An 18,043-nucleotide genomic window follows, 5' to 3' on the forward strand; every position below is an offset into this window, starting at 1 on the left:
GGAATAAAAAATGAATGATGAGAAAAAGTTCCTATCCGTACGGGATTTGGAGGTAGTATATACATCAGGCAGAAAAATAGTCCAGGCAGTAAACAAAGTTTCATTCGATATGAACAAGGGTGAAACGTTAGCGCTTGTCGGAGAGACCGGAGCAGGAAAAACAACAATTGCCAAATCGATTTTGGGCATTCTTCCTAACCCGCCGGCCAAACTTATCGGGGGAGAGATATGGCTTGAAGGAGAAGAGCTCATTAGTATGCCTGATGCAAAGAAATTGAAAATCAAAGGTGAAAAAATCGCAATGATTTTTCAGGATCCGATGACAGCATTAAATCCCCTAATGACTGTTGGTGATCAGATTACAGAGGGCTTACTTTTGCATAATGATTACACGAAGGAAGGGGCAATAGGAAAAGCTGAGGAAATGCTGGAATTAGTTGGAATACCTAAGGCACGTTATGCGGAATATCCGTTTGAGTTTTCAGGAGGTATGAAACAGCGGGTTGTTATTGCGATGGCATTAGCGTGCAATCCTATATTGTTATTAGCAGATGAACCTACCACGGCGCTTGATGTTACAATTCAGGCACAGGTCTTGGATTTGATTAAAACCTTAAGAGTAAAGCATAATACATCAATGATTTTGATTACGCATGACCTTGGTGTCGTTGCAGAGACAAGTGATAATGTTGCAGTTGTTTATGCAGGTAAGATCATTGAGTATGCAACAAAAAAAGATTTATTTTTATCCCCATTCCACCCATATACGATTGGACTATTTAATTCACTGCCGAGCATGACACAGGGACAGAAAAGATTAAACCCGATAATCGGTTCACCGCCTGATCCCACATGCCTGCCAACGGGATGTTCTTTTGCACCAAGATGTCCATTTGTTACAGAGGAATGCAGTAAAGACGAAATCCCATTTGTTGAAATAGCGGAAGGACATTTTTGCCGGTGCTGTAACTTAAAACAGGAGGAGAAAACATGTCATTAATTGAAGTGCAAAATTTAAAAAAGTACTTTAAAGTTCCAACTGGGCTTAATCACGCAGTAGACGATGTTTCTTTCAAGATTGAAAAAGGTGAAACGTTAGGTGTTGTTGGAGAATCAGGATGTGGAAAAAGCACGTTGGGAAGAACCATGATAAGATTGCAGGAGGCAACGGGTGGTAAGATCTTATTAAATGGACATGATATTACAAATGCAAAGGGAAATGAATTAAGGCGGGTACGAGAGAAAATGCAGATTGTATTTCAGGATCCATATTCAAGCCTTAATCCGAGAATTCGTATCGAATCTACGATTATGGAACCCTTAAGGCATTCTAAGCTTTACAAAACAAAAGCTGAATTAAGAGATCAGACTCATAGATTAATGGAATTAGTGGGCGTAGACGAGAGACTAAGACAATCCTATCCCCATGAATTAGATGGGGGGCGTCGTCAAAGAGTGGGCATTGCCAGGGCATTAGCGCTGAATCCGGATTTTATTGTTTGTGATGAACCCGTATCAGCATTAGATGTTTCGATTCAGGCACAAGTATTGAATTTACTTATGGATCTTCAGGAAAAAACAGGAATTGCATATATGTTTGTAACACATGATCTTTCTGTAGTAAGACATATTTCCAATACAATTTGTGTAATGTACCTGGGACAGCTTGTAGAGAAAGCGCCCACAGAAGCTTTGTTTCTAAATACACTTCACCCATATACGAAAGCTTTGCTGTCAGCTATTCCATCTACAGATATTTATCATCCCATGCAGCGGGTTCAGCTAAAGGGAGAAATCACCTCGCCGATTAATCCGGAACAGGGCTGCAGATTTTCAGCGAGATGTCCTTACGCAATAAAGGAATGTAAACAACCTCAAAAGCTGGAAGAGGTTGAAAAAGACCATTATGTAGCTTGCTGCAGGGTAAAAGATATTAATTAGGAGAGGATGGATTGATTTAGTAGAACCTCAAAACCATTAGGCACTTCGTTATTAGTAGAAATACTGATACGAAGAGCCTTTTTGCATTCATTGAGAAAATTATCTAACAGTATTTTGTGATCAGACCAAGAGAGATATGAGAATATAAATGAAAATGGTTTTCCTTGACAAAGCAGAGTGGGAATGATAGTTTTAAGTTGAACGTTAAACCATTTTAAATATTGTATTTATATAGTAATCTATAGAATAATGGGGATTCTACTGGGATTGCTATGAAAGTAAAAGAAAAAAATGCAAAACGATAAGTTTAACGTTAAACGTATTGGGATTAAGGGAAGGAGCTTAGCAGATGCAAGTGAGAAAAGAGAAAAAAGAAGAAGTAAAAAGGAGCAAAAAAAACGTCAAAGTAAATCATGAAAAAAGCTTTCACAGAGGAATCTTAAGAAATTTGATTGTTGGATTTATTATTCCGGTTGGATTTATCATGCTGCTGGGAACGGTATCATACAGACTGGCCTTAACAACGATTGTACATAATTACAAAAACTCTGCTACAGAAACAATGAGTGCAATTGGAAAATATTTCGATCTGACGATGAGCACATTGTCTGAAAAAGCAAAGGAACTGGGGAATAATTCTCAGATTGTTTCGTATTATACAAGGGATCCGGTACAAGCCGGAGACAGCAATACCATGTACCGGGAGATTAAATCAGACTTAATGGCTATAAAGACTGCGGTACCATCTATTAGCGGGGTACATATTATTGGAGAAGGAACGGCGGCAAAGACGAAAGAGATTTCCTCGGATGCTAATAGCGGACAGAGTAAGGTTGGTTACCGGACTTTTGTTACCAAACCCTTTTCAACGGACGGGGAACTGCCGGCAGATACCTATCAGACTTTTACACAAGGTGAAGAGGGACAGATATGGACAGCCGGCAAAAAAGAAGCATGGTATGGGGAACATGTCTATCTTGATGAACTTCTTTCAAAATCATCGGATTACTATGCGGTCTCCTATGTACGAAAATTAAGTAAAGGAAACGGATTCTTTATTATTGATCTGAATATGGATACCGTACGTTCTGTCCTGGAAGAAATGGATTTGGGAGAAGGCAGCATCGTCAGCTTTATTACCCCGGACGGAAGAGAGATTACTTGCAATGATACAGATATTCAGGTTGTTTTTAAGGATATGGAGTGTTTCAGGAGGGCTTTGGAGGGCCAGACAGATAATGGCTATCTGGAAACAGAATGGAATAATCAAACTCAGTTGTTTGTTTATTCTAAAATAGGGACAACAGGCGCAATGGTATGCAGTATGATTCCGGAACAAAACATAACCGGCCAGGTGCAGCAGATTAAACAGATTACAATTATGATCACGATTGCAACAGCATTGCTTTCTCTGATTATTGGATTAACGTTAGCACTGGGAATTGGGAATCGTATCAATAGCATGGTAGGAATGTCTGAAAAAGCTTCGGCAGGTAATATGACGGTTATTTTTCAGGATAAGAAAAAGGACGAGCTTGGCAGACTGGCATATGCGCTGACCCATATGGTGGAACAGGTCAGACAGTTGATCCGACAGGTTACTGAATTCGGAGACAGAGTACATACGATTGCAATAGAGGTGTCTGATCAGGCAGAAGATATTCTGGAAGGGTCAAGAGGAATTGCCCAGGCAGTTGATGAAATCGGACAGGGTAATCAGTCACAGGCAGCGGATACACAAAGATGTGTAACGCAGATGGAACTATTGTCTTCAAAGATAGAAGATGTAACGGGGTATATCTCTGATACGATGGAGAAGACCAGAGAAACCGATATAACAGTAGCTAAAGGAATGGATATTGTAGAGGAACTGCGTACGAAAGGAAAAGAGACGACACAGATCACCAGACAGGTAATGGATGGTATGGAAGAGCTTGGTAAACAGTCGCGCAGTATTTATGAAGTCGTAGATTTTATCAATGAAATCGCTGACGAGACCAATCTATTATCACTAAATGCTTCTGTGGAAGCGGCACGTGCCGGAGAGGCAGGCAGAGGTTTTGCTATCGTAGCCGATGAAATCAGAAAGCTTGCAGATCAGTCTGTAGAAGCTGTGGAACGAATCCGAAGAATCATTGACGGAGTACAAAGACAGACGGAAAACACGACAACATCTGCAAGTCAGGCCCGGAAAATTGTGTTCGCACAGGAAAGTGCACTGGAAAGTACGATAGCTGTTTTTAGAGAGATACAGGAAAAAGTTAATATTCTGACAAAAAACATGAAGGATATTACGGTAGAAACGAAAGTAATGGAACAGTCCAGAACAGATACTATGATTGCTATGGAAAGTATCTCGGCCATTTCCCAGCAGGCAGCAGCTACCACACAGGAGGTCAATGCAACGGTAGCAATGCAGACAGAAAACATTAATTCGATGGCGAATAAGGCTAAAGAACTGGAGAACGATATTCAGAAATTGTCGGAAGCAATTGGATATTTCCGGATTTGATATAATTCATCATCAGCCGGGCCTGTGGCAAGATTTTTTCTCATTCATATTATTATTATGCAAAAGAATGAGGGGATAATATGTTGAATTTTATATAGTATCATAGCAAAGCTTGGATTTCCCATGTCTTTTCCCAAGGACATGGGAGTTCGCAATGCAGGAAAGCGGAAAATATATTAAAGAGTATTCATGGTATAGATATACTAAGGGACCTATGTATAAGGCCCTTCTGCCGTGTCCTTTTTATTCATAATTTTAGTCAGCGTAGCAGCGAAGCTATTATTTTCATTTTTTATTTCACGGACTGTCTGTGTCGTCATATTTTTTTGTGACAAGAATCTGGAATCATTCCAGTTCTTTGTTTCTACACTTTCTACTGCCGTTATTCTCATATTTTTCCCTTTTTAGCGCTTTTATCTTCTATAAGTTTCGTTTTAATCTTCTTTACAGAGAGACATTCTTTATTACTATTATATGCTCCGGACTATCAAAACTTGTACTGTTATTCATCGCGAGCTATACTTACAGCTCATACTGTCTGTCCGATGGATTCCCTAAACATAAGAAATAAGAATATCTTGTTACAATGGCTGGAATGATTACTCTTTTACTTGATTGTAATGTGGTAGTGTGTTAGGGTTGCATTAGTAGAGACCTATCATCTGTAGAAAGTTAAGATAAAGTTATATTTGAAGGGAATAGTGAATAAATGACAGCTGTAAAAATCTATGATGATGTTGATGATAATCTTTTGAAGTTTGCAGTTATTATTGCAAAGAAAGGCAAAGAATTTATATATTGTAAGCACAAAGATAGAAACACGCTGGAAGTACCCGGAGGTCACAGAGAAAAGGGAGAAAATATCTTCGATACGGCAAAAAGAGAATTATATGAGGAAACAGGCGCTAAAGAGTTTGATATAAGGCCAATTTGCATATATTCAGTAACGGCTCTGGATGATCTTGAAGGACGAGAAAGTTTTGGAATGTTATTTTATGCAGAAGTAAAAACATTTGAAACAGAACTTCATAGTGAAATTGAAAAAAACATATTGATGAGTGGATATCCGGAGAACTGGACTTATCCGAATATACAGCCTAAATTAATGGAAGAGGCGAAAAAGAGAGGTTTTATATAATAGGAATCATCCTATTTTTGCCATGAAGCTATGACCTTACCGCTGATAAGGAGAAAAAAGCAAAGAATTAAATTAGTAAATATTGTATATAAGAGTAAAAAGCGATTGGAGATAAGGCGATGGATGGAACAGTTAGAAGTAATGTTAAAATAGGTGCAAAAGTGCTTGTAGTACAGAAGCAGGATCAGAGAACAGGAAAACTGACAGAAGGTATCGTACAAAGATTACTTACCAATTCAGCAAATCACCCGAGAGGGATAAAGGTAATGTTAGAAGGCGGTATCGTCGGAAGAGTACAGAAGATTTGTGAATAGATGAAAGGTGATGCAAATATGAAATTACTTATAAAACAACGTGTATTTTCATGGACAGATTCCTATGATGTGTATGATGAAAGCGGCAATGTCAGATTTTGGGTGAAAGCAGAGCTGATAGCGCTGGGGCATCAGCTCCATGTATACGACGCCAACCGGAATGAAATAGGGATGATAAAACAAAAACTGTTTACGTTTCTCCCGGCATTTGAAATGGAGATTGGTGGAGTGACTAGAGGAAGAATCCAGAAACGGTTTACTCTATTCAGACCAAAGTATGAGATCGATTGTAACGGCTGGAGCGTGGAAGGAGATTTCCTCGGGTGGGATTATGATGTGTATTCCGGAGAAAGCGCCATTATACATATTTCTAAGCAATTACTCCATTTTGGTGATACCTATGTGATAGATATAGATGATCCGGCGGATGAATTGATGGGGATGATGCTTGTTATTGCCATTGATGCCGCAAACTGTATACAGGAAAATTCTTAGATATATGGGAATCAGGAATATTTATTCGTCAGTCCAATGCTTTTATCCAGCCTTTTGGGGATAAAGAGGGAGAGCAGCAATACCGACCTTTATGTAGCAGAAAATGAGAAATTACCGGGAAGAAAATGTATTATACCAGTCAGGAAAGGTATGATACAATACGGTTAGATTGAACTAACTAAAGGGATTTGTTAAGATAACACAGTCAGATAAAAAGGTGAGAAAATAAATGGAGTTTGAATTTAATCAATTGGTGGAAAGCTTTGCCAAATCGGATTTTCGTGTGAAGGAAGTATACCGCTATAAAGTTGAGCCGGGAAGAAAGGGCAGGCAAAGAACAGCACCTTTTCCGGGAATCTTGATTCCGATTAGCGGGAAAGCAGAGTTTGGGTTTAACGGGATCCAGTATATAACCGACCCTAAGAAGATTATTCATGGGGGAGCGGAGATGCTGCTCGATAAAAAGGTAATAGGAAACAAGGAATTGCAGTATATGGCAATTCTTTATGAAGTTAAGAATGAACATAGAAATGGTCTGCGGCTGCCGGATACACATTTTGAACTTACCATTGGTCACAGCCCAAGATTAAAGGGACTGCTCAACCGGTTGTGGAAGATATCCCATATCCCGGATACTTTATCGGAATTTCAACGGGAGACTCTGTTTCGGTGCGTGCTGGAGGAGATTTTCGTGTGTACGGAAAAAAGATTTGTTTCTCATGACAGGGATCTTTATGAAAGAATCAGTGATTATATTCATGAGCATTATTCGGAGGAACTTTCGGTAGGAGATCTGGCAGAAATGTATGAGCTGACCCCGAACCGGCTTTACTATATTTTTCATAAGTATGCCGGTATGGGGCCGGGGGATTATCTGATTCTGTACCGCATGAACCGCGCTAAAGAGCTTCTTCTGACAACAGACGCTTACGTCCATGAAATTGCCGGGGAGGTTGGATATTCTGATCCCTTGTATTTCAGCCGTATCTTTCAAAAAAGAATAGGTTGTTCCCCAAGCGAGTTAAGGAAAGTTATTAAGGAATAATCCATGGTGATTTAAAGATTTCTCCATTCCATCTATAAATATCGGTATGATAGAATTGCATGAGTTAGAAAAGGCTAACTCATGCAATTCTATTTTAAGACAGGAGGAGAAAAATTGAAAAAACCAATGAGTTTCATATTATCTGCAGCAGTAATGTCCATGCTGCTCGTAGGATGTTCCGCAGGAACGAATAAGAGTGAAGACGTTTCCGCAGAAGAGGTGCCGGTGATTCAGGAGGCTCTGGCTCCCACGGCAGAAGCAGAAGAAGTAACAGAGGAAGACTCGGCCGGTGAAGAAGCAGTAGCAGAATGGCCAAGAACAATAGTAGATGCGGCCGGGCATGAGGTTGTTCTTGAAAGTATGCCGGAGAGAATTACCTTATTACATACATTTTATCTTGAGCATTTGTTTGCTCTTGGAGTAACCCCCACTGCCGCATCGCTTGGCAATCTTCTGGGTCAGACAGAGTCGTTGGAGAGCTCGGAATTGTTTGCTCCTTATATGAGCGGAGTGGAAATCATGGACCTTGGAAGTGCAAGGGAGGTTAATCTGGAAGCAGTGCTGGAATCGGCACCAGATGTCATTATCACATTTTCCATCCATGGGGGCATAGATGAGGTATATGACCAGCTGACCGAAATCGCTCCGGTCATTCTTCTGGATTATAGTGACACATGGCAGGATCAGCTGTTAAGCTGTTCGCAGATTATTGGCAAGGAAAGTAAAGCACTGGACGTTATTACGGAAGTGGAATCGACGATTGCTGATGCCGGGGAACAGGTCAGTCAGTATCAGGACAGAAGCTATGCACTGTTTCGTACTGATGGCAAAGGATTTATTGCAGTTGGAACCCCATCCTATTATGAAACATTTGGTCTGACCAAACCTGAGGGTTATCCGGAATCCAGTGAGACTATATCGCTGGAAGCGGTAGCGGAAATGGATCCCTATTACATTGTATTCCAGCATAATTATGAAGCAACTACAGCATTTGTCCAGAGCCTCGAAAGCTCCTCCGTATGGCAGTCTTTGGACGCGGTACAGAATAACCGGATTTATTATTTTGATGAAAATATGAATTCGAATGGACCGCTCGCAATGAAGCTGACGGCCGAGAAGTTAATGGAGCTTTATACGGAAGAATGAAGCAATTAATAATTGCAGTACAGGGAGTGTCAGGGGAGAGAGTGGTATGCCTCTGACGCTTTTATCTTATAGGATTAAGGTGCCAAAAGGACTTTTGGCGAACGTCTTTAGACAATATGTCCAATACAAAAAGGCTCCTACTCCGAATTCCAATATATAAGAAGTTCTAATTCTCAGTCTATTCGCGCCAAACATACCAGAAAACAAAAAACTCGCTGCGCTCAAACAGTTTTGTTTTCTGGTATGGCTCAAATATTCTGAGAAAGAACTTCTAAATATTTACATAGGCGTAGTCGCTCTTTTTGTATTGGTCATATTGACTCGAATATTTTTAAAAAAGACCTTTTGACACCCTAATCCTTATAGAAAAGTACGTCCTATAAGATAAAAGCCCTTCGGGCAGGATGCGCGAGAGTATAACAGAATGGAGAAGAAGATGGAAACAAGGAAGAGAGGAAAATATTATTATGTGCTGTTCGGAGGGCTGGCTGCGGTGATTGTGGTTTCCTGTTATTCCGTAACTCAGGGTTCGATTCGGATACCTCTTTCCACAATCAGGGAAGCTATTGTCCAGTTTGATGCTCAGAATAAATATCATCTGATACTGATGGATCATCGTCTGCCCAGAATTATTGCCGGACTTTTGGTCGGCGCATCCTTGTCGGTGGCCGGGGCAATTATGCAGGGAATGACCAGGAATCCGATGGCGGATTCCGGATTGATGGGACTGAATGCTGGAGCAGGCTTCGCTCTTTCTATATGCTTTGCCTTTTTTTCAGGGTTGTCATATTTGCAGAAAATCTTTTTCTGTTTTGCGGGAGCGGCACTCAGTGCCGTATTTGTCAATGGAATTACGACTCTTCGCAGGGAAAAAGAAACATCATTCAATATGGTTATCATTGGCGCGGCAGTGAGTGCTCTTCTGACCGGACTCAGTCAGGGAATCGCTCTATGTTTTAATGTATCACAGAGTATTACTTTTTGGACGATGGGAGGAGTGTCCGCTGCCGACTGGAATCAGATACGAATCATGACCCCGATAATCGTTGGAGCTCTGTTTTTCTCAGTAATGACAGCAAGGCAGATAACTCTTCTGAGCCTGGGGGAAGAGGTGGCGCAGGGACTGGGACTGAATTGCAGGAAATACCGGAGAATTCTATCCTTACTGATGGTCATACTGGCAGGAATATCGGTATCCGTTGTTGGTGCAGTTGGTTTCGTCGGTTTGATCGTTCCTCATATTGTCCGTTTTCTGGTGGGAGTAGACTACCGGCATATCATTCCGGCCAGTGCGGTATTCGGCGCACTTTTGATGGTTGCGGCGGATCTGGCGGCAAGGAGCATTAATCCGCCTTTTGAAACTCCCGTTGGGGTATTGACCTCATTAATCGGAGTTCCGTTCTTTTTATATTTGGCCAGAAAGCAAAGGAGGGGAATGGGATGAAGAAAGTAAGACGGTCCTATGCTGCAAAAGGAGTCGCAGCACGGCAGCAGATTTTTATCGCCGCCGCGATTCTGCTGCTGCTTGGAACCTTATTTCTTAGTATGAAAGCCGGCTATTCCAGCTTTACGGTAATGGATACCATTCAGACATTGATTGGAAATGGAACAGAGCAGCAGAAACAGATATTGTTTCAGTTTCGCCTGCCGAGAATTATCTTGAGTACATTGATTGGATCCGGGCTGGCACTTTCCGGGTGTATTTTGCAGAGTATTACCCGCAACCCGCTTTCGGATCCGGGACTATTGGGAATTAATGCCGGCTCAGGCTTTATGGTTATGCTGTACATCCTGTTCCTTGGAGGGGAGTCCGGTCTGGCGCTCATGGGACTTCCGCTTCTTTCTTTTGCAGGTGCCGGTCTTGCGGCAATATTAGTCTATCTGCTTGCATACCGTACAGAGGATAAGGTGACTCCGGTACGCCTGATATTGACGGGATTAGCGGTACAGGCGGGGATATCATCGCTGACTACGCTGCTTGTAGTGAAGATGGACGAAACACAGTTTGAATTTTTTGCGGCCTGGCAGGCAGGACAGTTTTGGGGAGCCGGCTGGCGCCATGTATTTGTGGTATTGCCATGGATGCTGCTTTTGATGCCGCTTGTCCTGTATAGAAGCAGACTTTTGGATATATGCAGTCTTGGAGATCCGACGGCTGTCTCACTTGGCGTATCTATGGAGAAAGAGAGGAGAATCTTGCTGGGCTGTTCTGTTATGCTGGCAGCATCCGGGGTTGCGATTGGAGGAAATATCGGATTTGTTGGTTTGCTCGCCCCCCACCTGACAAGAAAAATTGTTGGTTCAAGACATGAGATATTGCTGCCGGGCTGTGCGTTGGTTGGAGCCGTTCTGGTTGCATTGGCAGATACTGTCGGCCGAATCATCATTCAGCCATCTTCGATTCCAACCGGAATCATGACGGTACTGCTTGGAGCGCCGTATTTTATTTTTTTACTTATAAAAAGAAAATGACAGAAAATAGATACAAGAGAAAATTTGGCGCAGATAAGCGGTAAGAAGGAGGATAAAAACGGATGGATGCTTTAAAGGCTGATGCGCTCAATATCGGCTATCGGGAAGAATTAATAGTAAAAGAGCTGTATATGTCGATTCCCAAGGGTAAAATTACTGTAATGATAGGGGCGAACGGATGCGGAAAATCTACTATATTAAAGGCACTCGGGAGAATTCTGCAGCCGAGAAAAGGAACCGTGTATCTGAATGGAGCAGATATTCATCGTCTGTCTACACAGGAGGTGGCCAAACGGATGGCGATTCTGCCCCAGTCGGTACAGGCACCGGAGGGCCTGACAGTCGGCGACCTTGTTTCTTACGGAAGATATCCCCATAAAAAAGGTTTTGGAGCATTGTCAGCAGAAGATCATGAGATCGTGGATTGGGCACTTGGGATCACAAATCTTAGTGATCTCGCATGTGTTCCGGTGGATACCCTGTCCGGAGGGCAAAGGCAGCGGGCGTGGATCGCGATGGCAATTGCACAGAAGACAGATGTAATATTACTGGATGAACCGACCACATATCTGGATCTGTCCTATCAGCTGGAGGTGTTGGAATTGCTGAAGCATCTGAATGAGGCTAATGGTTATACCATCGCAGTGGTGCTGCATGATATTAATCTTGCGGCCAGACACGCAGATTATATGATTGCGATCAAGAATGGAAGAATACTCGAAGAAGGCACACCGGAGGAAATTATGACCAGAGAGGTTTTAATGAAAACTTACCAGATTGATGCTCAGATTGTAATGGACCAGCGAACAGGAAGGCCGATCTGCCTGTCCTATGATTTGGTAAAGACGGAGGAAGTATGAAAAAAATAGCAGTATATGGAAAGGGAGGTATTGGAAAGTCTACAACAGTTTCCAATATGGCAGCGGCGATGTCCGCTATGGGATATACCGTAATGCAGATCGGATGTGATCCCAAAGCAGATTCTACGAGAAATCTGACAGGAGGAAAAAATATCGCGACAGTGCTCGATACTCTGCGTACCAAGGAAAATGCAGCACTGGAAGATTTTGTGGTGAAAAGCAGCAGCGGTGTATACTGTGTGGAATCAGGAGGTCCTGTTCCGGGGGTAGGCTGCGCGGGAAGAGGGATTATCACAGCTTTTGAGAAGCTGAATGAATTGCATGCATACGAGGTATATGCGCCTGACATCGTCTTGTATGATGTTCTGGGCGATGTGGTCTGCGGAGGTTTTGCGATGCCAATCAGAGGAGGATATGCGGATGAAGTGTATATTGTAACCTCAGGAGAGATGATGTCATTGTACGCGGCATCCAATATTGCCCATGCTGTGAAAAGCTTTGGCAGCAGAGGGTACGCATCACTAAAGGGGCTGATTCTGAATGCCAAAAACATTCTGGAGGAGGAGGCGCTGGTGCAAAGGGCCGCTGACGAAATCGGTACAAAAATCATACATAAAATGCCGAGAAACCCAATTGTTCAAAAAGCAGAGGAGATTGGATTAACCGTAGTGGAAGCGTTCCCTGAATCCTCAATGGCAGAGGAATATAAGGCACTGGCAGCGCGGATGCTGGAGGTGGAGCAATGAAGGATGCTTTCGGACATCTGAAGCCGCTATCGGAGATTAGAAATAATGCGGGAATCCCGTTTTTGACACCGGATGTCGCGCCGGGGACCCATTGCCCGATGAGGATGGCTTCCGTAATTTGTGAAGAGATTGAGGGGTTATCCTCACTGTTGGTAGGCATGCCGGAATGCACAACTTATTCCCGGATGTTCAGTCAGTCGGCACAGGGAAGGAAAGGGGAACTCCACTGGCTGTACGTTCTTGACTCCAGAGAAATTGTATTCGGATGCCGGGACGGAGTAATAGAAGCTGTCAGAAAAATGGAAGAAAAAGGTGCGAAAGATATTCTGGTAATCGGAACCTGTATTCCGGATCTGATAGGAGAAGACTTTGAAAGCATCGCATATGAATTAGAGGCTGAGACAAATAGTAAGACAGCCTGTATTCTGCTGGGACAGTTCAAGAATATCAGTTATCCTGCAGGTTCCTATAAGACGATGGAAGCATTGGTTATGCTGATGCAGCCCAAGCAGAGAAATCAGAGAAGCGTTAATGTGCTTGGCAGGTCACCGAAGGAGGAGCATAGTCCGAAACCCAAGCTTTTTGCCTATCTTGAAGAGTCGGGCTATCAGCTCCGTTATCTTGGTCCTAAATCTTCCATGGAAGAGATAAAAGAAGCCCCGGATGCGGTATTAAATATTGTAGTCTCTCCCTATACCCTGCCTATGGCGCGGAAAATGGAGCAGAAGTTCGGCATCGAGTGTGTCGCTTTGCAGGAGATCTACGATACGCCAGGTATTGAACAGGCGTATCGGAGGGTGGAAGATATCCTGGGATGCCGGATTGTATGTATGTTTAGAGAGGATGAACAGGCATTGAGGATGAAGGAGGAAGCGGCAGGGAAATTACTCCGTGATAAACGATTCCTGATGACCCTGAGGGTGGACCTGCCGATTCCTCTGACCGGTTATTTGATACAGCAGTTTGGAATGTACCCGGTTTTGCTTCATCTTGAGGAATTCTACCCGGAGGATCATCGATATGTATCTGAAATTAAAAAACTTGGATATGATCCTCTTGTGTGCAGGATTGTCAATGAATCCGGAGCATATGGATTATTGGAGAAATTATCTCCGGATCTTGGGATCGGTTATTTAGCGGATGCTGAGAAGTGTGTGACATGGGTGGATAATATGCTTGATTTCTACGGGATGATTGGCTATGAGCGGACAATGGCAATACTGGACCGGATCATGGGGGCATTGGATCAGAATAAAGGAGAGGAGGAAGAATGCCATGGGCTTGCATAGATTTAAACCGGTTCCATCCGGACGGATGGGTGTATTATGGACGCTGGCAACAATCAGGGATGCCGCAGTGATTGAATTCGGGTGTATGGGACACATGCTGTATGCGGGAACATCTTTAAAACGCATAGGGATTCAGGATGCATGCAGGCTTTATTCCACGCATTTGAATGAGTCGGATATTTCTATGGGAGATACCTCGCGCCTGGAAAAGGTAATTGAGACCGTGATAAAGGAGATAAACCCGCGGGTTATTTTTCTTACACCTTCCGCGGTCCCGGAGGTGATCGGCATCGATCTGCACGGCTTTTGCAGACAGGTTCAGGCGAGATTTCCAGATAACCGGCTAATCGTATTGGGAAGCGGAGGTTTTGACAAGCAGCTGCATGACGGTGTGAGAGAAACGCTGACCACGCTGGTGAAAGAGCTGACCGGATCTGCCGGTCTGACTCCGAACAGAACATACAACCTGATTGGCTCCTGTGCGGACCTGTTTCGCTTTCAGGAAGACAAAGAAGAGCTGGTGCGCCTGCTTAGGGAGACATTTCAGATGGAACCTCTTTGTATTTTGTCGTCCGATACGGAAATTGCCGGAATAGAGCAGATGGGCTCTGCTCATATCAATTTGGTGATCCGCCGGGAAGGGAAGGAAGCAGCGCGGGAACTGTATAAAAGATTTGGGACGCCTTATGTATGCGGCAGACCATATGGCGTAAAGGGTACTACGGCGTGGCTGGAAGAAATTGCCGAGGTGATCGGATACGAAGGCAGCCGGGAGTTTATCCGGAAGGAGGAGCAGTTTGTATGGTCCAGATACCGTACCGTTTCGCCTAATTTCCAGAGGCTGCTTCGGTCGGAGCCGGAGAACCTTGCCCTGTCGCTAGGCGGACATATAGATGTAGTAAAGGGAATTCTTGAATTTGGCTGTACGGAATTATCCTTCCCGCAGGCCAGGTGCTGGTGTGACAGTCCGGCAATGGAAGAGGAGGGAATTCCGTATCTGAAAGAGGAAGAATGGATTGAAATTATAGAAGGGCATGATAAGGGATTGCTGATGTGCAGCGCGGAGGCATTGGAATGGGGTGGGAAAAAGACGGAACTTCAGATTTCAAATCCGGATCTTAAATGGCGTCTGTACCCATTTGAACCGCCGTTTGTCGGATACCGGGGAGCTCTGAATCTGATTAACCTATGGATAAATTCCTGTGAAGCATGATAAAAATTACAATTTATTCAGGACAGCAGACAATTTGTTTGCTGTCCTTTTTTGGCGGCATGTCTTCTTAATAGATTGCCAATGTGGTTACGCGACCACATATTATATAATGGACACAAATGAGTTTATTCTATATAATTTTATCATACAAGATGGCATAAGAGACAAAAGAATATGAAAAAACAAGGTAAAAATATACAAAATACATAAATTGGAAAATGGCGAAAAATGTGGAAGCGAGCAGAAAAACAGTGCGGCAGAGGAGAATGCAGCATGGTAACGAGAAAAGATATTGCACAGCGTGCAGGCGTATCAGTGTCCGTTGTTTCGAGGGCACTCAATAACAGCGGATATGTAGAAGAAGAAAAGAAAAGAAAGATTCTGATGATCGCAGAACAGATGGGATATCATCCGAATCCGGTAGCCATGTCATTAATGACACAGAGGACAAAACAGATTCTTTTCTATTGCAGGGAATTAGAAAACGCATTCAATATCGAAGTATATGAGGGAATGCTGGAGGTGGCGAAGAAGCATGATTACATGGTGGTGGTGCATGGCAAGCTTGATTTTAAAAGTGTGCGGAGCATTATGGTAGACGGGCTGATCCTCCCAAGCGAAAAGATAACGGATGTTTATTTGAAAGGAGCCGGAAAGAATTATAATCTGCCGGTAGTCAGTGCGTCCTATGGAGATTCCATTTCTTTTGTAAAATCCGTGCCGATAGTGGAATGTGATCTGTGGGAGGGAACGAGGATGGTACTGCAGTACTTGTGGGACAGAGGGCACCGTAAGATTGCGATGATTATGCCCTATGAACTGGAGAATGCCAATGCGCGGACTTGTGCCTACAAGGAATTTATGCAGTATGAGCTGAGAGAGAAGATGAGGGAATATTACTTTGGAATCAGCAAGAGAGGTCTTATCAATGACGAACGTGTAATGAATTTCATGGAAGAGAAGATTCAGGATAACATTACAATACCGGAAGACTTTTTTGGAAAGGGTATGCTGGCGGCAGAGATTTTCCGGGAAAGAAAATGTGATGCTACTGCGGCGCTCTGCTTTAATGATGATATGGCACTTGGTTTTTACAGAGGGCTTAAGAAGCTGGGATATGGAATTCCCGAAGATGTATCCATCGTAGGCATTGATGGAATATATGCCAGGAAATATGCGGATCTTTTTCTGACCTCGCTGAAGTTAAACCCTAGAATGCAGGGAGCCAGATGTATGGAAGTGCTATTGGATGTCCTTCAAGGGAAAAAAGTAAAATACGTGACAAGGATTCCGCTTTGTGTTGAAGAAGGGGAAAGCGTTAGAACGATAGAAAGATGAAAAAACCGGAAGCATGCACGGTTTGAGTAATAGATAACTAGTCAACGGTTTTAAGGAGGTATTCGATGAAAAAGATAACGGTAAAAAAACTGATAGCCATGACGCTGAGTGTTGCTCTGTCGGCTTCTATGCTGGCGGGATGCGGAGGCAGCCAGAGCGCGGAAAGTACCGCGTCCGGTACTACAAGCAAAGAAGAGGGAGCGGCCATTGCGGAAGCGGTGGAGGCGGATCCGTCTTCTGTCTCAGGACATATCGAAGTAGGCGGCTGGCCCTCCGGCGACGATGGATTTGAAGCAGCGATGGCCGGCTTTAACGAGATATATCCGAATATTGAAGTGGAATTAGTATTTACAGATACGACTGCGCACCACCAGGCATTGCAGACAGCGCTGACCGCAGGGAGCGGGGCGCCCGATGTGGCAATGGTGGAAGGCGCCTACATTTCCCAGTACAGGGACAGCAGCGCATTGTGTGATCTGAACACGCTGGGTGCAGCAGATTTAAAAAATGATTTTGTTGAATTCAAATGGGATCAGGCAACGTCCTCGGACGGACGGAAACTGGTAGCGATACCATGGGATCTGGGGCCCACATTATACTATTATCGCACTGATGTTTTTGCCGAATGCGGACTGCCCACTGATCCGGATGAGGTTGCCGAACTGATGAGCACATGGGAAGGTGTACTGCAGGTCGCAGAGGCGGTTTCCATACCTGGTGAGAGATGGCTCCTGCCTTCTGCAGCCTATCCGTACCAGTGGATGTTCATCAATCGCGACTATTACGATGAAAAGCTGAATCTGAATCTGGAAAGAGAAGGAGATCTGGAATGTCTGCAGGCATGTCTTGACATCCGTAATAACGGCTGGGATATGAATGTGGATATGTGGAGCGCTGAGGCCTATGCAGCATATTCGGCCGGCACCTGCGTATCGGTAGCAGCCGGTTCCTGGTTCTCCGGTTTCTTAAAAACGGATATTGACCCGGACGGTGCCGGACACTGGGGCGCTGCCTCTCTTCCGGGAGGTCTGCCGTCTACTAACTGGGGAGGCTCTTTCCTTGTCATTCCGGAGCAGTCACAGAATAAGGAAGCAGCATGGGCCTTCATCAAATATATGCTGGCAACCACAGAAGGACAGAATGCAATGTTCAAGGCCGTTGATTATTTCCCGGCTTATACGCCTGCCTGGGATGCAGCTCCTGAGCTGTATACCAAAGGGGATGATTATTTCGGAGGGCAGGCACCGAATGCGCTTGCAGCCCAAATTGCGGCAGAAGTACCGGTTGTGAACAATACGATCATGGATACGACGGCGGAAGGATATCTGTACAGTTCCTTCAATGCCGGAGCCGAAGCGGGAGAGACGCCGGAGCAGATCAGGGAACGTCTCGGCAAGGACATCACGGCAGCTTGCGCAGAATTGAAGGAACAGCAGATACAGACGCTGAAGGATGCCGGAGCCTGGGAAGAATAAAGCATGGTAAAGCACAAAGAAAGAGCTGTCGGATAAAATGAGAATGGCCGGATGAAGGG

The 18,043-nt window shown here is 43.9% G+C and carries 17 protein-coding genes; 16 read left to right on the forward strand and 1 reads right to left on the reverse strand.

All coding sequences use genetic code 11. The features are described from left to right. Positions 1 to 10 precede the first annotated feature (10 nt). The 3 genes from V6984_RS03385 (at position 11) to V6984_RS03395 (ending at position 4,453) form a co-directional block, all read left to right on the forward strand. Positions 11 to 1,000: an ABC transporter ATP-binding protein gene (locus V6984_RS03385; RefSeq protein WP_342758398.1), complete on the forward strand. Its 990-nt coding sequence runs from the start codon at positions 11 to 13 to the stop codon at positions 998 to 1,000. Next, complete coding sequence (locus V6984_RS03390) at positions 991 to 1,941, forward strand: oligopeptide/dipeptide ABC transporter ATP-binding protein (protein ID WP_342758399.1); 951 nt, start codon at positions 991 to 993, stop codon at positions 1,939 to 1,941. Before V6984_RS03385 ends, V6984_RS03390 begins: the two co-directional genes overlap by 10 nt. Before the next feature lie 349 nt (positions 1,942 to 2,290). Continuing rightward, a complete protein-coding gene (locus tag V6984_RS03395; RefSeq protein WP_342758400.1) occupies positions 2,291 to 4,453 on the forward strand; it encodes a methyl-accepting chemotaxis protein in 2,163 nt (720 codons plus the stop codon). Between the two features lie 212 nt (positions 4,454 to 4,665). Here the strand turns inward: V6984_RS03395 and V6984_RS03400 are convergent, their stop codons facing one another. Next, positions 4,666 to 4,845, reverse strand: a complete 180-nt coding sequence (locus V6984_RS03400; protein ID WP_342758401.1) for a hypothetical protein — start codon at positions 4,843 to 4,845, stop codon at positions 4,666 to 4,668. A 317-nt stretch (positions 4,846 to 5,162) separates the two neighbouring features. Here V6984_RS03400 and V6984_RS03405 point away from each other — a divergent pair, with 317 nt between their 5' ends. The 13 genes from V6984_RS03405 to V6984_RS03465 all read left to right on the forward strand — a co-directional run bounded on the left by V6984_RS03405 (position 5,163) and on the right by V6984_RS03465 (position 17,984). Then, entirely contained in the window at positions 5,163 to 5,591 is a 429-nt protein-coding gene (locus V6984_RS03405) for an NUDIX hydrolase (RefSeq protein WP_342758402.1), read from the forward strand. Between the two features lie 119 nt (positions 5,592 to 5,710). Beyond that, on the forward strand, positions 5,711 to 5,905 hold the full coding sequence (locus V6984_RS03410; RefSeq protein ID WP_342758403.1) for a YwbE family protein: 195 nt from the start codon (positions 5,711 to 5,713) through the stop codon (positions 5,903 to 5,905). Between the two features lie 18 nt (positions 5,906 to 5,923). Further along, positions 5,924 to 6,400 (forward strand): LURP-one-related/scramblase family protein, encoded by a 477-nt coding sequence (locus tag V6984_RS03415; RefSeq protein ID WP_342758404.1) that lies wholly within the window; start codon positions 5,924 to 5,926, stop codon positions 6,398 to 6,400. Between the two features lie 229 nt (positions 6,401 to 6,629). Continuing rightward, the gene (locus tag V6984_RS03420) at positions 6,630 to 7,445 is read left to right on the forward strand and encodes an AraC family transcriptional regulator (protein WP_342758405.1); all 816 of its coding nucleotides are present in this window, start codon (positions 6,630 to 6,632) and stop codon (positions 7,443 to 7,445) included. 114 nt (positions 7,446 to 7,559) lie between these two features. Then, positions 7,560 to 8,591, forward strand: coding sequence for an ABC transporter substrate-binding protein (locus V6984_RS03425; RefSeq protein WP_342758406.1), 1,032 nt, complete (start codon positions 7,560 to 7,562; stop codon positions 8,589 to 8,591). A gap of 436 nt (positions 8,592 to 9,027) precedes the next feature. After that, positions 9,028 to 10,035 carry an iron ABC transporter permease gene (locus V6984_RS03430; protein WP_342758407.1) on the forward strand — a complete coding sequence of 336 codons (1,008 nt, stop codon included), beginning with the start codon at positions 9,028 to 9,030 and terminating at the stop codon, positions 10,033 to 10,035. Next, complete coding sequence (locus tag V6984_RS03435; protein ID WP_342758408.1) at positions 10,032 to 11,063, forward strand: iron ABC transporter permease; 1,032 nt, start codon at positions 10,032 to 10,034, stop codon at positions 11,061 to 11,063. Before V6984_RS03430 ends, V6984_RS03435 begins: the two co-directional genes overlap by 4 nt. Positions 11,064 to 11,125: 62 nt before the next feature. Further along, complete coding sequence (locus V6984_RS03440) at positions 11,126 to 11,923, forward strand: ABC transporter ATP-binding protein (protein ID WP_342758409.1); 798 nt, start codon at positions 11,126 to 11,128, stop codon at positions 11,921 to 11,923. After that, positions 11,920 to 12,669 (forward strand): nitrogenase iron protein NifH, encoded by a 750-nt coding sequence (locus tag V6984_RS03445; RefSeq protein ID WP_342758410.1) that lies wholly within the window; start codon positions 11,920 to 11,922, stop codon positions 12,667 to 12,669. Before V6984_RS03440 ends, V6984_RS03445 begins: the two co-directional genes overlap by 4 nt. Beyond that, the gene (locus V6984_RS03450) at positions 12,666 to 13,958 is read left to right on the forward strand and encodes a nitrogenase component 1 (protein ID WP_342758411.1); all 1,293 of its coding nucleotides are present in this window, start codon (positions 12,666 to 12,668) and stop codon (positions 13,956 to 13,958) included. Before V6984_RS03445 ends, V6984_RS03450 begins: the two co-directional genes overlap by 4 nt. Then, complete coding sequence (locus V6984_RS03455) at positions 13,870 to 15,171, forward strand: nitrogenase component 1 (RefSeq protein WP_342758412.1); 1,302 nt, start codon at positions 13,870 to 13,872, stop codon at positions 15,169 to 15,171. Before V6984_RS03450 ends, V6984_RS03455 begins: the two co-directional genes overlap by 89 nt. A gap of 228 nt (positions 15,172 to 15,399) precedes the next feature. Beyond that, a complete protein-coding gene (locus V6984_RS03460; protein WP_342758413.1) occupies positions 15,400 to 16,509 on the forward strand; it encodes a LacI family DNA-binding transcriptional regulator in 1,110 nt (369 codons plus the stop codon). A 65-nt stretch (positions 16,510 to 16,574) separates the two neighbouring features. Next, positions 16,575 to 17,984 carry an extracellular solute-binding protein gene (locus tag V6984_RS03465; protein WP_342758414.1) on the forward strand — a complete coding sequence of 470 codons (1,410 nt, stop codon included), beginning with the start codon at positions 16,575 to 16,577 and terminating at the stop codon, positions 17,982 to 17,984. The last annotated feature ends 59 nt before the right edge of the window (positions 17,985 to 18,043 follow it).

Origin of the sequence: Kineothrix sp. IPX-CK (genome assembly GCF_039134705.1) — a bacterium.
Lineage (GTDB): Bacteria > Bacillota > Clostridia > Lachnospirales > Lachnospiraceae > Kineothrix > Kineothrix sedimenti.